Consider the following 19,054-nt stretch of genomic DNA (forward strand, 5'->3'; position numbering starts at 1 on the left):
CTGGAGGTCAGGTTCATGAAAACACAGGTGGAAGTCCTTGTCATTGGCGGCGGGATTGGTGGATGTTCTGCGCTTTATCACCTTACGCAGGAAGGTATAACTGATTGCGTGTTGTTAGAGCGTGATGAGCTGACTTCGGGCACCACATGGCATTCGGCGGCACAGGTGACAAATCTTGGTCCGAACCAGACAATGGTGGGGCTAAAAACGCACTCCATCAATCTGTATAAAGAGTTAGCTGATGATCCTGAATATCCCATCAATTATCACCATGGCACGGGCGGCTTGCGCCTTGCATCCGAGCAATGGCATATGGATGGCTATCTGCATTTTCAGTCTATGGCCAAGGGCATGGGCGTGGAACTCGACATTCTTGATGCCGAAGAATGCAAGCGTCGCCACCCTCTTATTACAACTGATAACCTTTTGGGCGCCCTGTGGGACCCGCTGGATGGGGATATCGACCCTGCGCAGCTTTGCCAGGCTCTGGCCAGACGCGCGCGGCTTGCGGGCGCACAAGTCTATCGCCATACCAGCGTGATAGGTCTGACCCAAAGACCCGACCACACATGGATTGTACGCACCAACAAGGGCGACATTCATGCCGAGAAAATCGTCAATGCGGGCGGGTATCGCTGCAATGAAATTGGCGCGATGATGGGGGTAGAACATCCCGTTGCCTCTATGGAACATCAATATATGCTCACCGAGGCCATTCCAGAAATTGAGGCTTTGGGTGATGATTTCCGCGTGCCACTTATTCGTTGCCCGACCGATGATTTTTATCAGCGCGCCGAGAAAAAAGGCCTCCTGATTGGCTTTTACGAGCAGGATTGCAAAACATGGGGGCTGGATGGCATTGATCCTGATTTTACCAATGCGCTTTGCCCGGATGATCTGGATCGTGTGGTGGATGTGATGGAAGGCGCCATTGCTCGCCTGCCATGCCTGGAAACAGCGGGCATTCACTCCATTATCAATGGGCCGATCACCTATACGCCCGATGGCCTGCCACTGGTGGGTCAAATTCCGGGCAAACGCAATGCCTACTGCATCACGGGCCTTCGCGCGGGCCTTGGCGAAGGTGGCGGACATGGCTGGCTTCTGGCGCAAATCATCGCCCACGGTGAGGCGTGCTATGATACATGGTGCATCGATCCGCGCCGCTTTACCCGCTATGCAGATGTGCCGCACACAGCGCTGAAAGCCATTGAAGATTATCAAAATGAATTCCGCTTTCATCGGCCGCACGAACACCTCCCTGCGGGGCGCATGGCCAAAACCACTGCGCTCTATGATGTGCTGAAAGCTGCGGGCGGCTCGTTCGCCCCCGTTAATGGCTGGGAAAGGTTGGATTACATCAAACCTGATCCCGACTTTACCGAAGAGTTGTCATTCCATTTCAACAATGTGCATCCGCTTATCGCCCGCGAGGTTGCCATGGTGCAAAATGGCGTTGGCCTTTGCGAAGTCAACGGGTTCAACCGTTTTGAGATTACGAGTGCCACGGGCACAGAGGGTCAGAATGTGCATGATTGGCTCGATACAATCGTCTGTTCCCGCGTGCCGCGCAAGGTCGGCAAAGTTGGCCTCACCTATCTGCTTAATCATCATGGTATGGTCAAAGGCGAAGCAACATTAGCAAACTTGGACGAGAACAAAGTCTGGTATGGCTCAGCTGCGGCATCGGAGGCGCACGATATGGATTGGCTGACCGAGCATCTGCCCGATGATGGCTCTATCCAAATCAAAAGCCTAACCAACGAATATACAATCCTAGTGCTAGCCGGTCCAAAATCGCGCGATGTTCTGCAAGCTGCTTTGCCAGATCATGACATTTCAGCAAAAGCCTTCAAGCCGCTTTGCGCGATGAAGGCAAATATCGCGGGCGTTGAGATCATTCTCATGTCTGTCAGCTTTTCGGGCGAGCTGGCCTATGAGGTCCACATTCCCAATGATGATCTCGTGACCGTGCATGATGCGCTGATGGCAGCAGGCAAAGTTCATAATATCGGCTATTTCGGCATGCGGGCGGTTGAAAGCATGCGGCTGGAAATGGGCTATCTCCACTGGAAAGCCGATATTATCACCGAATATAATCCCTATGAGACAGGCGTTGGCTTTTTCACCAAGATAGATAAGGAAAGTGACTTCATCGGCAAATCTGCGCTTGAAAAAATGGTCGCCAAAGGCGCTGGAAAAACCACAGGCCGTAAGCTCGTGACACTGGAACTTAACAGCAAAACCACGCCAGCCCACCCGGGCGATTCCATCATGCAAAACGGCATAGTTGTCGGCACCATCACCTCCGCCGGATGGGGCCATCGCGCAAATAACGGTGCGGGCAAAAACCTCGCCTATGCATTTGTAGATGTGGATGCGAAAGACGAGCTAACGGCGCTGGTGCTGGGGGGTGAGGTTGAGGCAACAATAATAGATTCAGCAATATATTCAGATGGTTAGAGTGAAATCATCGCCCGATAAGCACTTTTCATAAAACTGCTTATGGTCTAAGAATATTAAGATCTTTAAGATGTGACAGTACGGATGTATCCGAAACCCGCGTGCCAGTCAGGTCAAGAAGTCGCATCGCCGTAAGATTTGAGAGCGGCGCGATATCTGAAACATTAGTGCCCATCAAATCGAGATGTTGCAACACTGCGAGATTTGAGAGCGGTGCGATATCAAAAACCCCTGTGACACCCAGATAGAGACTTTGCAGCGCTGTAAGATTTGAAAGTGGTGCGATATCCGAAACCCCTGTGGCACCCATATTAAGATACCGCAATAAAGTAAGATTTGAGAGCGGTGCGATATCCGAAACCTGTATACTACTAGTCAGATAGAGATGTTTCAACGCTGTTAGATTTGCCAGTGGCGTGATATCTGAAACCTGTGTACCACCCAAACCAAGATATACCAATGCTGTAAGACTTGATAGCGGTGCAATATCCATAACGCGTGTCTCACCCAAGCTAAGATATTCCAGTGCTGTTAGATTTGAGAGTGGTGCGACATCTAAAACCTGAGTGCCAGCCAAATTAAGCCCTCGCAACGCTGTAAGACTTGTAAGAGGCGCGATATCTGAAACCTGCGTGTCAGCTAGATAGAGATTACGCAAGTGACTAAGGTTAGAAAGTAAGGCAGCATCGGCAAATTCTTTTGGTGAGCCTGTGATACGTTCTAACTCCTCTTTGTCCAGGTGGTGATCATCATTGAATTTAAAATCCAACTCCGTCACAAAAGGTGCCCAACTATCCGGCACCATCTCGCCTCTCAACAAGCGATTGTAGACTTCCACATAATCAAAATCGTGGGGCTGCTCTCCTACCCCATCAACTTTAAAAATCACAACGATATTAGTGAGCCTCTTGTTCACAACATTAAGTGATTTCACCAATTTTGGAAAATTGATTTCTAACAGCTCACCTACGCCGCTGCGAACTTCCTGCCCTGCTTGTGCAAGTTTTTCGCCATGCTTTGCGAGTTGGTTTTCCATCGCAGAAGCTGTGTTTTCAACACCATTGGATAGCCAATCTATCACCGTTGGGCGCGGGCGTTCGGTTTTGAGCGAAGCCTCGGCGGACTGGGCCTGAACGCCTGCATCACTCGCAAGCATTGCTTCGGTTTCAAACTCATTGCGGGTTTCATCATCAGCTTCTGCCAACATGGCATCGACATTTGCCACATCTTGAGAGGTTTGCGTGGTTGCTAGAATGGCAGCCTCTATCGCCTCGTCTGCCTTATCCGTCTCGGGCAAGTCTGGCGTCACATCCGTGTCGAGTTCCTCGCCAGATTCAAGCTTATATTGCTCAATAGCGGCTCGCACAGCAGCCATAAGCCCAACGAGCCGCAGGTCAAAATCACCATTACGCGGCACAAGCGGCTCTTCCTCGCCTTCATCATGGGCAGGAATGAACCGCTGGCGAACACGGTTTAGCTCGCTATCTGCTGCGCGTAATGGAGCGATGGAGCCTTCTGCCGTGCCGGATGGCAAACGCGTTAGGGCCTTGCAAAACCCTTCGACCTGTTCGATCGGAAAACCATCTGGCAGCAAATTCACCTTACCAAGATGGTCAACCAAACCCGCCGCCGCGCGCGCAACTTCCTTTAGTTCGCGCATATATTCTTGGCTGGGGCGTTCATGGGATAGCGGCATTAAGAAAAACTCCTCAATGCGAACTTAATCACACCGCCCATAAGCTGCAAGCGCTATCCGCACACATATTACGAGTATACAACTATTATCAGGTTATCAGCTCAAATTCTTCACAGCACCTTCCCTGAGGAACGAATAGATTTAAAAATCAGCGTTTTTGCCAGTTCCAGCTTTGGTCGGGCACATCGGAGATTATGGTTTCGCCCAGCTGTTTTTTGAGTTCATAATTTGCCGAATTGGGCGCCATGGCTAACTCGTCTACAAATGAGCCAGCGTGGGAAACTACAATGATTTGCGTTGTTTGTGCAACGGATTTTATCAGCCTTGCAAGGGCTGGCAGCAAGCTTGGGTGAAGGCTTGTTTCCGGCTCATTCAGCACCAAAAGCGGCGGCGGGCGCGGCGTCATTAAAGCGGCAACAAGCAGCAGATACCGCAATGTGCCATCTGATAATTCCGATGTGCGCAGCGGGCGCAACAGGCCCTTTTGCTGCATCACCACCTCAAACATGGTGTCCTTTACATCCACCTTTATGGATGAACCGGGGAATGCATCTTCAATTGCATCATCAAACGCCTCTGGGTCGCCTATCTCCTTGATGGTTTGAACTGCGGCTGCAAGATCAGATCCATCGGAGGCGAGCGAGACAGTTCTCGTTCCCACTTGCGGCATGCGCGCTTTAGATGCCTGATCGGTTCTAAAATGATCATAAAACCGCCAGTTGCGCATTCTCTCTCGCAGCAACAAAATTTCGCTGGCCTGCTTGGGGTCACCCGCATGGGTCATCATGCTATCAAAGCTCGGCAGCGTCGTGAGCACATGTTGCCTTGCCCCATCTTCCTGCATGACTTGAACACCGGGACCGGCGCGCGATGCAATCACATTATGGCGCTTGAGAACCTCACCAATCCACATCGCTTCAGACTTTATTTCCGGATCAAGATTGAACATTGATCGGCCATCAGATTTTGGCAACCCAAGGTCAATCGCATAGCCATAATCTTCAGATGCAAAGCCAAGTTTCAAGCTCACAGGTTCGCGCCGTACCGTGCCTTCAATCGGGTGCTGGCCGGATTTCATAGATCGGGAAAATTTCTCAGGCCCAGCCCATAACGTGGAGGGTATCCCCCCTTCCAGCGCTAATGATCGGACTACATTCCCCTGCGCCACATCGGCCAGAAGACGAATGGATTTATAGATACTCGATTTTCCCGTTCCGTTTGCTCCGGTTATAATCGTGAGCTTATCGAGCGGGATAATGATCTTTCGTAAAGACCGGTATCCAGATACGGCTAATGTCAGAATCATCTTGGTCGTGCAACTTTGGTTTCCTGCAAATATACTACATGATAGTTCGTCGATTTGACCAGATTATCCCGGTATAGTTTTTTAAATTTTCTTATGAAAAAGGCTCTAAATACGTATGATTTTAATGTCAGAGGCAGCATCATTTTCAAACGTTACACGAAACCCTTCGCAATAGGCAAAAACGTTGCCCCAATTCTTTGCGTGCAACTCCGGCTTTGGTTCATCCAAAATAAGCCCAAGTAGCATCAGCTCCATGATGCCGCCATGAGAGATAACTAGCGCTGATTGACCATCCTCTATGTCATCGGCGATCTCGTGCAAAATCATGGCCTGCGCACGCGCATATCGGGCAACATCTGTGTGCTTTTGGCAAGCCTTTAACATTGCCTTGATTGGTTTTGGCCAACGGCTTTTTATAAAGATATCTTCAGGAAAACAGGCCAGCCGCTTGTCAAGCACATCCACTTCAAACCCCATGCAAAGCGAGGTTTCGATGGCACGAGATTTTTGGCTGGTCCAAACACCTTTAAAGAGAGCGGTATTGGTTAGTTTTTCGTCATCAGGATGTGTGAAGCCGGCGCCAACCTTTCTCGCCAGTTCAATTCCCTCTTTTGAGAGGTGTTTGCTTATTTTTCCTTGGAGATGTTTATGCCGCATCGCATGGCGGCGAACTTCAACATATTTTACCATTGCTCATCCAACTTATCGAACTAGCCAAACAATAGTTCAAAGCCTGCGAGCGTGCAATCAAGGCAAAACCAAGCACCTAAGGGCACTTGGTTTCGCATTTTTGATGGGCGTCTTAACCGACGAGGCCACCATCTTCGCGCGTGACTGCAATAACTGCTGAACGTGGCACTGCATCACCGCCTTCAGGCCAATGGCTGTTGCCTTTTTCGCCCGGATGCTGAATGCCAACAAACATTGTACGACGATCCGGAGACCATGTTAGGCCCGTTACTTCGCACTCATTTGGACCGACAAGAAAGCGGCGGATTTCACCAGTGACCGGATCACCAGCAAGCATCTGGTTATTGCCTTGTCCTGCAAAGTTCTCTTCATTTTTGTAGTTTCCATCTGTTTGGATCCACAAAAGACCATTTGAATCAAACTTCAAACCATCTGGCGAGTTGAACATATTGTCTGCATTGATGTTTGATGAACCACCAAATGCATCATTATGCACAGTCGGATTACCAGCAAGGCAATATAGATCCCAAGCAAACGTATCTGCGGTATGGTCAGCGCCCGCCGGTTTCCAACGAACGATCTGGCCATAAGGGTTGCCTTCGCGCGGGTTTGGACCTTCAACATGGGTCAGATCGCCCCCAGCATTAGGTTTGATGCCACGGTTCTTGTTGTTTGTTAAAGCGCAATAAACCTCAGATGCGTTGGGGTTAGACGTCACCCACTCCGGACGGTCCATTGTCGTTGCGCCAACCTTGGACGCAGCAATACGTGTATGAACACAGAGTTCAGCTTTTGTCATGCCCGTTGCATCTTCTGACAGTTCCAGCCATTTGCCTGAACCTGCCGGATCAAACTTTGCCGCGTAAAGCGTTCCATTTTCCATAAGATCGTCAGTATCTGCACCTGGCGCATAAACGCCATCAGATACATAACGATAGAGGAATTCACCACGCTCATCATCACCCATATAGATGACGATACGACCGTCATTATTAACAACAGCCTCAGCATTTTCATGCTTGAAACGGCCCAGTGCAGTCCGCTTTTTCGGTACCGAATTTGGATCGCGTGGATCAATTTCAACAACATAGCCAGCGCGATTTGGCTCATTCGGGTTCATCTCAACATTGAAACGATCATCGATCTTTGCCCAGCCGTAACCCCAATCTTTAGCAGATATGCCATAACGTTTCAGCTCAGCAGAGACTTTATGCTCTTCATCTGTTGCAGAAAAATAGCCGTTAAAGTTTTCTTCGCAGGCAAGATAAGTCCCCCAAGGTGTGGAACCATTACCACAATTGTTCCAAGTGCCAAGAGATAGGGTTCCCGTCGGGTCGGCCTTTGTTTTCAAAAGATCATGACCGGCGGCAGGACCTGTTAGCTCCATTTCACTATCGGGTGTAATGCGGCGATTGTAAGGACTGTCTTTTACAATATTCCAACCATTTTCGCCTTGAGCGATTTCAACAACAGTCAAACCGTGCGCCATTTTACCTTTAGCAATGTCGTCATCGGAGACAGCTTTACCATCAGGATTGTTGCCCCAGATGATAGAGCGGTTTGTATATTCATTATTAGCAACATAAATCAGCTTATCACCGTGGGCATAAACTTCCATACCATCAATATTATCGCCAAATGAACGTGCCTGACTTTCAGCTGTGCCACGTGTTGCGTGATCAAATTCAGGAACACCTGAAAAAAGTGGATCACCCCAGCGCACAACAACTTCGGACTTGTAACCTGGTGCGAGTTTAATTGTGTCATCAACACTTGTTGTGATTTGCTCAAAGGCAAACCGGTCTTCAGCAGCCGCAGCTTCACCTACAAAACTGCTGTTCATGACGGCGAAGCTACCAAAAGCTAAAACACCACCCAAGAAACCGCGACGGCTGATAGATTCTTCTACTACACGATCAAAGTCTGTGACTTCAGCTGAAGGATTAATCATTTCGTCGAAATCATCAAATGTGACTTCATTTTCGATTTCCAAATTCTCTATTTTCTCGCTCACGGGAAAATTCTCCTTAAGGTTTAGTGATTTTTGCATGTCATGCGTTGCGATTAATTCTTCGGGAATTTCCTCCAATTGGCGGCAGTTTCCACAGTTTAAACATTGATCACATTTGGGCATAAAGACATCTCTCTTTCGTCTTTTTAGACGCGGAGATAGAAGCTGTTTTTTACTGCATCATGATGTCAAGCTTGTGACAAATTGACGAAACTTTGCATAATCGATGAGAAGGCAATGAGTTAACAATCTCAGAATACATAAAAGGCCTTGCGGGTTTCAATACCAATGCGGGTCAAATATTGTTTCACTCCTGCCCTTCTATGAAGATAACTTTACCGCAATTAAGACTTAAAAGAATATTTTCCTATTTTTGATTGACAAATATACGTATACGTATGATTATTTTCCTATGGATGGAGCGGTTCGCAAAAAAGGTTATGCGTCTTTGTGCATCGCTCTATCCGTGTCGTTTCGAGTTTATATACGGGATTTGTTATGAGTTTATCGCGCCGACCTTTACCGCCCCTTTCTGGATCACCTTTGTTGCCCATCATAAAACCTCGCCCCTTTTGCGGTGCGGATGAGTTTTTATTGTTTGTTGATCAATTTGATTGCCAGTTCACCCATGAGGCCGAGCTAAGACCCATGTCGCTGGATGAAGCTGTGTGCGAGTGTGAGGACACGACAATCAGCATTATCCGAATGGACCAAAGCAACTGGCGTGGAGAGGATGTGAGTGACGATTTGGCCACAGAGTGGCTCAATATCCACGAACCCGATGCAGAGGCGGAAAGCACCCTGCCCGACTTTGTGCGCAACAGCGAGGCCTGGCTTGATTATCTGGACGATTATGATGCACAAAATGGTGTTAAGGCCATCGATGAACAGTTGGATGATTTTGACTTGGGAGTTGGCCGCTATGCCTCTTGATCTTAATGTCCCGCCTATCATCTCAAAACAACCAAAACGGCGAAAATATGTAACGCGCCTGATAGAAGCTGTTTTGATGTTGGGCATTACGTTTCTTGGCACTCTTGCAATGACGTTACTCTTGGTGCGCCACGCTTAAATGTCGTCATAAGCTGCTTTTGCCAAAGCCTCTTTTGTAAATTTAAGTGTTTCAAGGAACAGCTGAGATTGTGCGATCTTGGCTTCCACATCCTCGATTTTTTGCTGCAAAAACGCATCACCATCAAAATCCACATCACCCGATGCTTGTAATTGTGACGTAAAGATAATCAGTTCCGCAAGCGTGAACCCTGCCGCCTTTGCTTGGGCAATAAGCTCCAATGTCAGCAGGGCATTTTCTGAATATTCTCGATAATTGTTGCTGGCTTCATCGCCTTGTTCAGACGAAATCAACCCGTTTTTCTCATAAAACCGGATTGTATCTCGGCTGATATTTGCACGTTTTGCCAATTCACCTATTCGCAAATTCAAACACTCCTCTTGAAAATCAACTTAAAACCATTGACTAAACTCCATAGTTATGGCTCAATGGATTTTAACAAGAAAAATTTACAAATGCGAGTTCTAATTCAGGAGATGATAATGGCAAATTGTCAAAGCTGTGGCATGCCACTTAACAAAGACCCCAAGGGCGGCGGCACAGAAACTGACGGTACAAAAAGCACCACCTATTGTTCACTTTGCTATGCAGATGGTGCATTTATCTATCAGGATGTAACCGTGGAAGAATTTCAGGCATATTGTGTGGAAGCGCTGAAACAAAAGGGTGTGCCATCCATCATGGCATGGCTGTTTACCAGAGGTATTCCCAAGCTTGAACGTTGGAAATAATAAGGAAGCAGTTAGAAATCTAGGCACTCTTCTCATTCAGATTATCACGTAACTCGATAATGCCTGCAACAAGCTCTTCCAATGTATGACGATCTAACTCGGTATCTGCGGTAATACAGTTCACGATATCAATCTGATTTTTTTTGATGCTCTTTCCCTCGGGGGTCAATTCAACGATCACCTGCCGCTCGTCTTTTTCCCCCCGCACGCGCGTAACCAGTGCCCGTCCCTCCAAACGTTGCAAAATCGGTGTCAGAGTATTGGTTTCCATTTGCAGTGAACGGCAAAGGCTTCCAACGGTAACCCTGTCTTTCTGCCAAAGTGCAGATAATGTAATATATTGAGGGTATGTCAGTCCAAGTTTAGAAAGATACGGTTGATAGGTACGGTTCATCGCCGTTGAAGCAGAATAAATCGCAAAACAAATCAGGTTACTAATTTTGATCTCAGAATCAGGTTCTGACTCATAGATGTTGCTTGGCATATCTCTTTCTCACAGTTTTAAATCTGGCTATTCTATTAAGCATAAGAGTGCAAGTGCAAGAATTAGTAGTATACAATGCTTAGCATTATATCGTACACGATTTAAATTGTCATTAATACAGAGGTATGATTTATGTCTTGGTTACCAACACTTATGACTACTACACCCGAAGAGGGTTATGAGCTTGCAATTAAACTATCGCGGGTAGCGATTAAAAAAACACAACCAAACAATGACGTCCGTGAAAAGTTGCGTCCGGTCTATGAAAACGACTCAGATGCATTGATTTCAGTGTCGCATGTCGTGGCGGTTAACTTCCAAACCATTTCTGCGGCAAACAATTACTGGCGCGAGTAATTCCGCTGGCAAACCGAACCTGGCTCAACCCAATTGACTTGCCAGCCAGATAGCTGTTAAAAGCCGCCTCCCCACAGAAAAGCGGTTATGATATGGCATCTACTCCAGAACGCGGCATGGCAAACGTGCCAAAGCGCATCATGATTATTGGCCAGCCAGGTTCTGGCAAATCCACGCTTGCCGCCAAATTGGGCGCTGTCACCAGCTTACCTGTTTATCACATAGATAGGGAAGTTCACTGGCTGCCCAATTGGGTTGAGCGCGACCGCGCAGATAAAACCCGCCTATGCTGTGAAATCAGCGCGAAAGACGAATGGATTTTTGAGGGCGGACATTCTTCCACATGGGAGGAGCGATTGGCGCGCGCGGACATGCTCATATGGCTAGATGCGCCGCTTTGGCTGCGCTACTGGCGTGTTATCAAACGCACAATCAAGCATCATGGAAAACCACGCCCGGACCTACCAAACGGCTGCCCGGAACGTTTTGAATGGGAATTCATGCACTTTATCTGGCGCACGCGGCACAAAGCGCGCGCGCGAATACAACAGACTTATGAACATGCACCAGATAACAAGCGCACATATAAGCTTACAAATCTGCGCGAAACCGACCTGTTTATTGAACAAATAAGGCATGAATTTGCGGGGCAAGATAGTTAATCTGAGACTGACCGAGAATCTAGCACAGCAAATTGATACCCACATGCTTATAAATGCTCTGACGCACAAAACAGTTTCACTAACGCCATAGTTTTTCGATAATATTGTGCAGTTTGAGATCATTAGCAGCAGCAGAAACTGCCACAATCATCGAAATAAGCACAGTAAAAGAGGCTGTTTTGATGTGTAAATACACACGCTTGGCACCTCTTTTTCACCGTCTACATTCAGAAAAAATAATATCTTACACGATACAAAACACCTACTATATGCGGTAAATTTCCTAACCTGCCTCAAAATGTCTCACAGTCCAATAATCGGACAAATAGTGTCGTGACGATCACTTTGGGTTACGCAGCTTACAAAGCATTACAAATATCAAGGAGATAGTGAGGCGTTGGCGAACGAAACACGACTATTCGACCTTGGAAACAAACGAACCTGCCGGCAAACCCATAATACCCGTTGATCAATACATGAAATCTAGTGAATTGATCATCATCCGGTCTTGGCGTAGTTGTGAGCCTCATCCAAATTTTAGGTGATTCTATCATGCTTACGACGATTTCCATTTGTTGGAATGACAAGCTTTGGCGACTGTCATTTTGCTGCATATTATTTATGGGGGTCGTGGTGGCCTCTCTCATGCCATATCTATCGATCATCGGCATCGAACGGCTTGGTTTTTCTGATACCACCTATGCCATAGTCACCACTGGTGGCGCCCTGATGAGCCTGTTAGCATCTGTGTTTGTGGGGGTTTATACTGACCAAACAGGCAGATATCGGGAGGTGCTTATCACCTCCATCGCGCTTGGAATTATCGGCAGTTTGGCCATGTATCTCATGCCGGCAAAAGGTACCTTCATCCTCGCTCATGTTCTCATGATACCGTTGGCATCAACGGCATTTACGCAATATTTTGCGCTTGGCCAGCTGGCAGCAAATCGTAATCCTAAAATCGACCGTGATTTTTCGTCCTCTGCCATTCGTGCAGGGTTTTCGCTGTCATTTGCGCTCACACCGCCTGTTTGGGCTTTTTTCATTGCCCAGGGCATGGATCTTTTTATCATTTATGCTGTCATGGCGGTTTTGAATATATTCATACTCACACTTGTGTTCACAAGCTGGCCCAAAGACCAGACATCAGACAATAACGAGAAATCAGGCATCACATTTTTTCAAGGCTTGCGCGAGCTAACAGCCCTGCCCGTCATGATCCGCGTGTTCGCAATTTCTGCAATTTTGGGTGCGGTTAACCTCTATAACATTGTACTTGGCTTAATCATCATCAACAATTTGGACGGGATAGAAGCGCAGGCTGGTCTGTTCGCAGGTGGCGTGGCGTTGATAGAGGTGCCCGTGATGCTGATCAGTCCAGCCATCCTTCGTTATGTTTCAAAATCAGCATTCATTGGCGTTGGTGCGCTCATCTATATCATCTATCTCATCCCTTTTGGCACCATGAGTTCGATGACATCTGCATGGTGGCTCATGTTGCCTGCGGGCATTGGTGCGGGCATTTTGCTGTCCGTAAGTGTTGGCTATATGCAGGATATGATGACCCATCGCCCTGGCGCTGGCGGCGCTTTGGTGTCGGTTTCCCATTTTAGTGCTGCAATTTTTGCCTCGGGCGTATTTGCGTTCGGCACCAGCGTTACCGACTATGTGGGCACTTCGTGGATTGGCGCAGGATGTGCAATCTTTGGCGCCATCCTACTGATGGGCTTTGACAAGTGGCGGCTGCGCAGTAAAGCTTATTTATTGAAACAGGGAATTGAGGTTTAATCATCATTCACCTTTTTGGTTGACTCATAAAATACATCATGGTAATTCATCCTTATGGTTGAACGAGAGAATAACGAACGCCTGAATAAAATTCTAAACGCTGTGCGCGATGCAACACGGCGAGAATTGCTCACGCTTCTGGTCCAGCATGGCCCTACCCGCGTGACGGATCTTGCTACGCATTTTGATATGAGCCTCAACTCAGTATCAAAGCACATTAAAATTTTGGAAGGTGCCGAACTCGTCAGCCGAAAAACCGCTTGGCGTGAACACTTGATCGAAGCGAATTTGGAACCGGTACAGGAGATTGACCGCTGGTTCTCTCAACTTCGCTCGATCTGGGACATGCGTCTTGAGGCCTTAGATGAGATGATAACAAAGGACAAAGATGATGAGTGAACTATCAACAAGTGTTTCGCGCAATATTGCAGCGCCCCGCGCACAAGTTTTTGATGCATGGCTAAACCCTGAAATGCTGGCAAAATTTATGACGCCAATGCCTGGCACAACGGTGCCGGTAGCTAAGAGTGATGCCTCAGAAGGCGGCCGTTTTGAAATTGTGATGGCGATCGGCGATGATGAAATCCCGCACTCGGGAACATATAAAGAAATCTCGCCGCACGAGCGTTTGGTCTTTACATGGGAAAGCCCGTTTTCTGTGCCAGATTCAACCGTGACTTTAGATTTTGCAGATGCTGATGGCGGAACGGATATCACGCTTACACATATAAAATTCCCGTCCGAGGAAGCACGCGATAACCATACCGGTGGCTGGACGGGAATTTTAGAAGCACTGGCTGCAAATATATAAGCATCGCATTCCAGGCCATATTTAGCTGAGAGAGGGGAAAACTCAGCTAAATTTGGGGGACCTTTAGCTAACTGTTATATTGGCTAAGGATATGAAGTTCGCTTCGGTTAAGCTTTTTATCATTATTGAGATCAACAGCGTTAAACTCAAATTCTGTCAGGTTTGGAATGAGGGAAAATGCCTCTACAATTCCAATATTACCGTCATTGAGATCTTGCGTGATGAGCGTACCAAACTGGTTCACATCATGATGCTCATTAATGCTGAAAGCGTGAGACGTTGACATCATAGCCAGCGTTAAGCTAGAAATAAGAAGTACGTATTTCATAATATATGTTCCTTTTGTTGGTGTTGTGGCATCGGCAATTGATTTTCTAAATAGATATTTGTGGTATCTTAGAAAATGACGCGGGAACCGTTATGAACTATTCATTTGCACGTAATGGCTTAGTTGCTGTTACGTGCTTTTTTATGGGTTCTCGCAAACGCGGGAATTACGCAACTCAATTACTATTTGGTGGAAACGCCCCGATTTAGAGGGAGGTAAATCGGAGCGTTTGGTTTTAAGTCGTTATGACTTAAACGTTTTTAAATTCTGTTGGAGACAATTTACCGTCGTTGTTTGCATCAGCAGCCTGGAACTGGATAGCAGAGATGCCTGCACGGGTTGCTTCGTGGATGCTCACAAGACCATCACCAGCTTGAGATGCATATACACCGTTTGCATCGCCACGTGTATCATCAACAGATGTGAAGTTAAGGGCAGACGCACCAGTTAGAGCCATTGCAGATAGTGCGATTGTTGTAAGTACGATTTTCATAAGTTTATTCCTTAAATTACGTCGGCATTTCCAATATTTGGGTGTGGTGCCGTTTTAAATGATTGTTTGTTTAGGTTTAGTGTGGTCTTCAAGGCACCCCATTTTAGCCCTTGGGAGGGAAAGCTAAATGTGGGGCCCTATCAGATCGTGTTCGTTCAAAAAGTCTAGCGATTAGCCAAGATTTCTGAACTCAGTTGGAGACAATTTACCGTCGTTGTTTGCATCAGCGGCCTGGAACTGGATGGCAGAGATGCCTGCACGGTTTGCTTCATGGATGCTCACAAGACCATCACCAGCTTGAGATGCATATACACCGTTTGCATCGCCACGTGTATCATCAACAGATGTGAAGTTAAGGGCAGACGCACCAGTTAAAGCCATTGCAGATAGTGCGATTGTTGTAAGTACGATTTTCATAATATTTTCCATTCATTTGTTTGTGGAACGTTGTGGCGTTCCTGTTGGTTTAAATGTGAGACATTGTGGTGTCTCGGGTTTAAGTTTGAGATGTTGTGGCATCTCGGTGGTTTACATTTAAGACGTTGTGGCGTCTCAGTTAGTAACTTGTTTGAAGCGCCCCAATTAATCCGTTTGGTTAATCTATTTGCCTAACCCGTTTGGATGTTGTTGGCTGCGTTTCGATGAGTTGAATATAGGCCTCAAAAATGCGTTTTCAAACTAAACTCATCACACATAAATGTGAGTGCGGGTGCGCGTGTTTGTCACTTGAATTTGCAAAGGTGACTGAAAGAGGTCAGTTTTATTAATAAATGCAAGCAACTAGCTTTTTGTGCATTGTTAATATTTCTTCACAAAGCGGTCACAAATGCCCTGAAAAAAATGTAATTTTCATGTTTTTTAGGGTGTTTTTTCTCAAAATGAATCTTGTTTTGTGAACGGCTGAGAGTAACCGAGAGCGATAAGGCGATTTGTTTTTTAAAAATCCGCACCTTTATTACAAATCAATCTGAGTCTGAGGCATGATCTTTCTCACTCAGATAAGATGATTTGAGATTTCACAGATGCAATTCGAACATCATTTAGAAGAAAGTCACTAAACTCAGACAATTTCCTGGTGTCGGGTAATGCCACCTCAATCAAACAATCCAGCTCACCAGATAACGAGACAACCCGTTTGACCCCATCCAACGTGCCAAGCCAGTTCAAAATGGGTTCACACGGGCGTTGTGAGAAGCAGATAAAAACAATGGCTTTGATTTTTCCATTATGTTCCTGGTCTATTTTAACCGTATAACCTTTAATTATACCGCGCTCTTCCATACGTCGAATGCGATCTTGCACCGCTGTGCGCGACAGAGCAATTTCTTTGCCAATTGTGGTTGCAGGCATTCGCGCATTGATGGTCAATTGCCTCAGAATTTTTCTATCTGTTTGATCCAAAGCAGCTCCATTCAAATACGGCATTTCGCCGCCAACATACGTCACGTCGCAAGATGATCTTCTTACAGGTGTCAGCTACTTTATAGATGCAAGTCAAAGGAGCAAGCATGCATATTATTAATCCGAGGTCATTTACAGGAAACTCAGCATGGGATGCGCTGGATATTGAGCAATTCGAGAATGCAACCGTTCGTCTTCACTGGACGGATCAACCATACAAATGGCATATCAATGACGGACCAGAAGTTTTTGCTGTTATGGATGGCACCGTGGATATGCATGTCAGACAAGATGGCAAAGAGAATGTTTTTCGTTTATATATTGGGGACATCTTTCACGCCCAATGCGGTGATGAACACGTCGCCCATCCTGTCGGCCCTGCCCGTGTGCTGGTAATCGAGAAAGCTGGCAGCATCTGAAAATATGTTGAGATTTTTCAAACAAAAAAGCCGCATGTCGTATCTAACATGCGGCCCAAACCAATTGGTTTAATTCATATTCAAAATGTTAGCGATTAGCCAAGATTTCTGAACTCTGTTGGAGACAATTTACCGTTTCCGTCTGCATCAGCAGCATGGAACTGGATAGCAGAGATACCTGCACGGTTTGCTTCATGGATGCTCACAAGACCATCACCAGCTTGAGATGCATATACACCGTTTGCATCGCCACGTGTATCATCAACAGATGTGAAGTTAAGTGCAGATGCACCAGTTAGAGCCATTGCAGATAGTGCGATTGTTGTAAGTACGATTTTCATAATATTTTCCATTCATTTGTTTGTGGAACGTTGTGGCGTTCCTGTTGGTTTAAATGTGAGACATTGTGGTGTCTCGGGTTAGTATCTTGTTTGAAGCGCCCCATTTAATCCGTTTGGATGTTGTTGGCTGCGTTTCGATGAGTTGAATATAGGATTGGAAAATGAGAAAATAAATTAAACTCGGCGCACATAAATGTGAGAGCCAGTGTGTGGCTCAAGCTCTTGAATATCAGACCTCGCAAAACAAACAGATAATTTCGTAATAAATTCAAATAAATAACATTTCGACAGACCAATCAAGTAAACACGAGCCTCGTGAGAAACCACACAAAACCTGTTCAAACTTTTTGTTTTTCCTGCAAAAATCTCAATAAATTCACCCTCCAAAAACCAACCTTTGTGAGCGGATGAGAGCAACCGTGACGGAAATGGGGAGAGTTGCAGTGAGAAAAATGGGTTTATTAATGACTATAACTTCTCGAAAGAATGGCTTTCAGACCAAGTAAAATGAAAACCGATTCCTCAATCCAAATCATCGAAAACAAAATAATTGAAGCATCACACTTGACCTAGAGTAACTCCAGCCTGCTATCACCCAGTCTCGATCACCGAGACAAACAGGAGTCTTTTGGCATGTTTATCAAAGAAGCTGCGACAAAGAGCGGGTTAAGCATCGACACTATTCGCTATTATGAGAAAGAGGGAATGTTACCGGTAATTGATCGCAATTCGTCTGGCATTCGGATTTTCACACCAACCAACATCGAATGGCTCAACATCCTGTATTGGCTTCGGAAAACAGGTATGTCGATGAAGGTCATGAAGCGTTATGCAATTATTGTTCATGAGGGTGACCACACGATACCTGAGCGCATGAGTATTTTGCTCGAACACCAGAAGCTGGTCGAAGAACGACGCAAAGAACTCGACGCCTGTTCCGACCTTTTGGCGCACAAGGTGCATTGCTACAAATCATATAAGAAGGATTAAGCCATGAATGGCATGAATATAGAACTTTGGAACGGACAATCCGCACCACGCATGGGCATTGGTACTTGGGTGATGGGCGGACAGCAATATTGGAATGGCATGTCTGTTGGTTGGGATAATGTGGATGATGAACAATCTCTAGCAACATTGCGTACCAGCTTTGATTTGGGCGTACGCATCATCGATACCGCCGCACAATATGGGGCAGGTCATTCAGAACGCATCATCGGCCAGGCCATTAAACACTCGCAAATTCCACGTGAGGAATTCATCGTTTGCACAAAAGCTGGGTTTGCCTGCGACCCTGACACGGGAGACGTACTAGGTGAAGTTGATAGCAAAGAGGACATCACCAAAAACATTGATGAGAGCTTGCAGCGCCTTGGCGTTGAATATCTGGATCTCGTTAAATACCACATAAACTGGCACCCTATTGATCAATCATATGAAGTGTTTGAAGCTTTTGAAGAGGCGCGCCTTGCCGGAAAGATAAAAGCCTTTGGCTGGAGTACTGATGATCCTGAACGAGCAAGCGTATTTGCGGATAAATATGATGGGTTTGTTGCCGTTCAACACAATCTCAATCTGGTCACCCCTGCAAATGACATTTTAAACTTGATTGAAGAACGCAAACTCTATTCCTTTAACCGGCAACCGTTGGCGATGGGGTTACTCACAGGCAAATATCAAGGCGTCGATAAAGCTGCCGAAGGTGATGACATAAGATCTGCGGGTGCTGAATGGATGCGCTATTTCAACAAAGGCGGAACGCCCAATGCTGATTTCTTGCAGAAAATCGAAACTGCACGTGGAATTCTTACAGGCGATGGCCGGTCTTTAGCACAAGGTTCTCTAGGCTACTGTTTAGCGAAAAGTCCACGGACCATTCCAATTCCGGGTTGCCGAACGGCTAAACAGGCCCGAGATAATTTTGCGGTCATTGAAAAAGGCCCCCTCACCCAAAATGCTGTGAGTGAACTGGAAAATCTATTTGCATAAAAAAATCCCTGC

Annotated in this window: 23 protein-coding genes; 12 read left to right on the forward strand and 11 right to left on the reverse strand. The window is 46.5% G+C overall.

Going from position 1 to position 19,054, the window contains the following annotated elements; translation table 11 throughout:
• The first annotated feature begins 15 nt into the window (after positions 1-15).
• Complete coding sequence (locus tag G3W54_RS01445; RefSeq protein ID WP_162651380.1) at positions 16-2,463, forward strand: FAD-dependent oxidoreductase; 2,448 nt, start codon at positions 16-18, stop codon at positions 2,461-2,463.
• A 40-nt stretch (positions 2,464-2,503) separates the two neighbouring features.
• Here G3W54_RS01445 and G3W54_RS01450 read toward each other — a convergent pair whose 3' ends face one another.
• The 4 genes from G3W54_RS01450 to G3W54_RS01465 form a co-directional block, all read right to left on the reverse strand.
• Positions 2,504-4,159, reverse strand: a complete 1,656-nt coding sequence (locus G3W54_RS01450) for a leucine-rich repeat domain-containing protein (protein WP_162651381.1) — start codon at positions 4,157-4,159, stop codon at positions 2,504-2,506.
• 148 nt (positions 4,160-4,307) lie between these two features.
• Complete coding sequence (locus G3W54_RS01455) at positions 4,308-5,465, reverse strand: AAA family ATPase (RefSeq protein WP_162651382.1); 1,158 nt, start codon at positions 5,463-5,465, stop codon at positions 4,308-4,310.
• Positions 5,466-5,570: 105 nt separating this feature from the next.
• Positions 5,571-6,155, reverse strand: coding sequence for a hypothetical protein (locus tag G3W54_RS01460; RefSeq protein WP_162651383.1), 585 nt, complete (start codon positions 6,153-6,155; stop codon positions 5,571-5,573).
• Positions 6,156-6,267: 112 nt separating this feature from the next.
• Entirely contained in the window at positions 6,268-8,106 is a 1,839-nt protein-coding gene (locus G3W54_RS01465; protein ID WP_244627895.1) for a PhoX family phosphatase, read from the reverse strand.
• A gap of 558 nt (positions 8,107-8,664) precedes the next feature.
• Here G3W54_RS01465 and G3W54_RS01470 point away from each other — a divergent pair.
• Both G3W54_RS01470 and G3W54_RS01475 read left to right on the forward strand, forming a co-directional pair.
• On the forward strand, positions 8,665-9,099 hold the full coding sequence (locus G3W54_RS01470; RefSeq protein ID WP_162651384.1) for a hypothetical protein: 435 nt from the start codon (positions 8,665-8,667) through the stop codon (positions 9,097-9,099).
• Complete coding sequence (locus G3W54_RS01475) at positions 9,089-9,238, forward strand: hypothetical protein (protein ID WP_162651385.1); 150 nt, start codon at positions 9,089-9,091, stop codon at positions 9,236-9,238. The genes G3W54_RS01470 and G3W54_RS01475 overlap by 11 nt, the downstream gene beginning before the upstream one ends.
• Here G3W54_RS01475 and G3W54_RS01480 read toward each other — a convergent pair.
• Positions 9,235-9,609, reverse strand: a complete 375-nt coding sequence (locus tag G3W54_RS01480) for a MerR family transcriptional regulator (RefSeq protein WP_197742767.1) — start codon at positions 9,607-9,609, stop codon at positions 9,235-9,237. The genes G3W54_RS01475 and G3W54_RS01480 overlap by 4 nt on opposite strands.
• Before the next feature lie 111 nt (positions 9,610-9,720).
• Here G3W54_RS01480 and G3W54_RS01485 point away from each other — a divergent pair, with 111 nt between their 5' ends.
• Complete coding sequence (locus G3W54_RS01485; protein ID WP_162651386.1) at positions 9,721-9,969, forward strand: zinc ribbon domain-containing protein; 249 nt, start codon at positions 9,721-9,723, stop codon at positions 9,967-9,969.
• 19 nt (positions 9,970-9,988) lie between these two features.
• On the opposite strand, the gene G3W54_RS01490 is transcribed toward G3W54_RS01485, so the two are convergent.
• Positions 9,989-10,453, reverse strand: coding sequence for a MarR family transcriptional regulator (locus G3W54_RS01490; protein ID WP_162651387.1), 465 nt, complete (start codon positions 10,451-10,453; stop codon positions 9,989-9,991).
• Between the two features lie 132 nt (positions 10,454-10,585).
• Here G3W54_RS01490 and G3W54_RS01495 point away from each other — a divergent pair, with 132 nt between their 5' ends.
• The 5 genes from G3W54_RS01495 (at position 10,586) to G3W54_RS01515 (ending at position 14,071) form a co-directional block, all read left to right on the forward strand.
• Positions 10,586-10,810 (forward strand): hexameric tyrosine-coordinated heme protein, encoded by a 225-nt coding sequence (locus G3W54_RS01495; RefSeq protein WP_162651388.1) that lies wholly within the window; start codon positions 10,586-10,588, stop codon positions 10,808-10,810.
• A gap of 92 nt (positions 10,811-10,902) precedes the next feature.
• Positions 10,903-11,472 carry a DNA topology modulation protein FlaR gene (locus G3W54_RS01500; RefSeq protein WP_197742768.1) on the forward strand — a complete coding sequence of 190 codons (570 nt, stop codon included), beginning with the start codon at positions 10,903-10,905 and terminating at the stop codon, positions 11,470-11,472.
• Between the two features lie 552 nt (positions 11,473-12,024).
• Positions 12,025-13,260 (forward strand): MFS transporter, encoded by a 1,236-nt coding sequence (locus G3W54_RS01505; protein WP_162651389.1) that lies wholly within the window; start codon positions 12,025-12,027, stop codon positions 13,258-13,260.
• Between the two features lie 54 nt (positions 13,261-13,314).
• Positions 13,315-13,659, forward strand: coding sequence for a metalloregulator ArsR/SmtB family transcription factor (locus G3W54_RS01510; RefSeq protein ID WP_162651390.1), 345 nt, complete (start codon positions 13,315-13,317; stop codon positions 13,657-13,659).
• Positions 13,652-14,071 (forward strand): SRPBCC domain-containing protein, encoded by a 420-nt coding sequence (locus tag G3W54_RS01515; RefSeq protein WP_162651391.1) that lies wholly within the window; start codon positions 13,652-13,654, stop codon positions 14,069-14,071. Before G3W54_RS01510 ends, G3W54_RS01515 begins: the two co-directional genes overlap by 8 nt.
• 67 nt (positions 14,072-14,138) lie before the next feature.
• On the opposite strand, the gene G3W54_RS01520 is transcribed toward G3W54_RS01515, so the two are convergent.
• The 4 genes from G3W54_RS01520 to G3W54_RS01535 form a co-directional block, all read right to left on the reverse strand.
• Positions 14,139-14,399: a hypothetical protein gene (locus G3W54_RS01520; protein ID WP_162651392.1), complete on the reverse strand. Its 261-nt coding sequence runs from the start codon at positions 14,397-14,399 to the stop codon at positions 14,139-14,141.
• 250 nt (positions 14,400-14,649) lie between these two features.
• The gene (locus G3W54_RS01525; protein WP_162651393.1) at positions 14,650-14,892 is read right to left on the reverse strand and encodes an EF-hand domain-containing protein; all 243 of its coding nucleotides are present in this window, start codon (positions 14,890-14,892) and stop codon (positions 14,650-14,652) included.
• 171 nt (positions 14,893-15,063) lie between these two features.
• Positions 15,064-15,309, reverse strand: a complete 246-nt coding sequence (locus tag G3W54_RS01530) for an EF-hand domain-containing protein (protein WP_162651394.1) — start codon at positions 15,307-15,309, stop codon at positions 15,064-15,066.
• A gap of 573 nt (positions 15,310-15,882) precedes the next feature.
• A complete protein-coding gene (locus G3W54_RS01535; RefSeq protein ID WP_162651395.1) occupies positions 15,883-16,317 on the reverse strand; it encodes an Lrp/AsnC family transcriptional regulator in 435 nt (144 codons plus the stop codon).
• Positions 16,318-16,400: 83 nt separating this feature from the next.
• On the opposite strand from G3W54_RS01535, the gene G3W54_RS01540 reads away from it, so the two are divergent.
• Entirely contained in the window at positions 16,401-16,712 is a 312-nt protein-coding gene (locus tag G3W54_RS01540; protein ID WP_162651396.1) for a cupin, read from the forward strand.
• Positions 16,713-16,807: 95 nt separating this feature from the next.
• Here G3W54_RS01540 and G3W54_RS01545 read toward each other — a convergent pair whose 3' ends face one another.
• Entirely contained in the window at positions 16,808-17,053 is a 246-nt protein-coding gene (locus G3W54_RS01545; RefSeq protein ID WP_162651397.1) for an EF-hand domain-containing protein, read from the reverse strand.
• Positions 17,054-17,686: 633 nt separating this feature from the next.
• Here G3W54_RS01545 and G3W54_RS01550 point away from each other — a divergent pair.
• Together G3W54_RS01550 and G3W54_RS01555 are read left to right on the forward strand one after the other, a co-directional pair.
• Positions 17,687-18,043, forward strand: coding sequence for a MerR family transcriptional regulator (locus G3W54_RS01550; protein ID WP_162651398.1), 357 nt, complete (start codon positions 17,687-17,689; stop codon positions 18,041-18,043).
• A gap of 3 nt (positions 18,044-18,046) precedes the next feature.
• Positions 18,047-19,042, forward strand: coding sequence for an aldo/keto reductase (locus G3W54_RS01555; RefSeq protein ID WP_162651399.1), 996 nt, complete (start codon positions 18,047-18,049; stop codon positions 19,040-19,042).
• Positions 19,043-19,054 lie beyond the last annotated feature (12 nt).

The sequence above is a fragment of the Lentilitoribacter sp. Alg239-R112 genome, assembly GCF_900537175.1.
In the GTDB taxonomy this organism is placed as follows: Bacteria; Pseudomonadota; Alphaproteobacteria; order Rhizobiales; family Rhizobiaceae; genus Lentilitoribacter.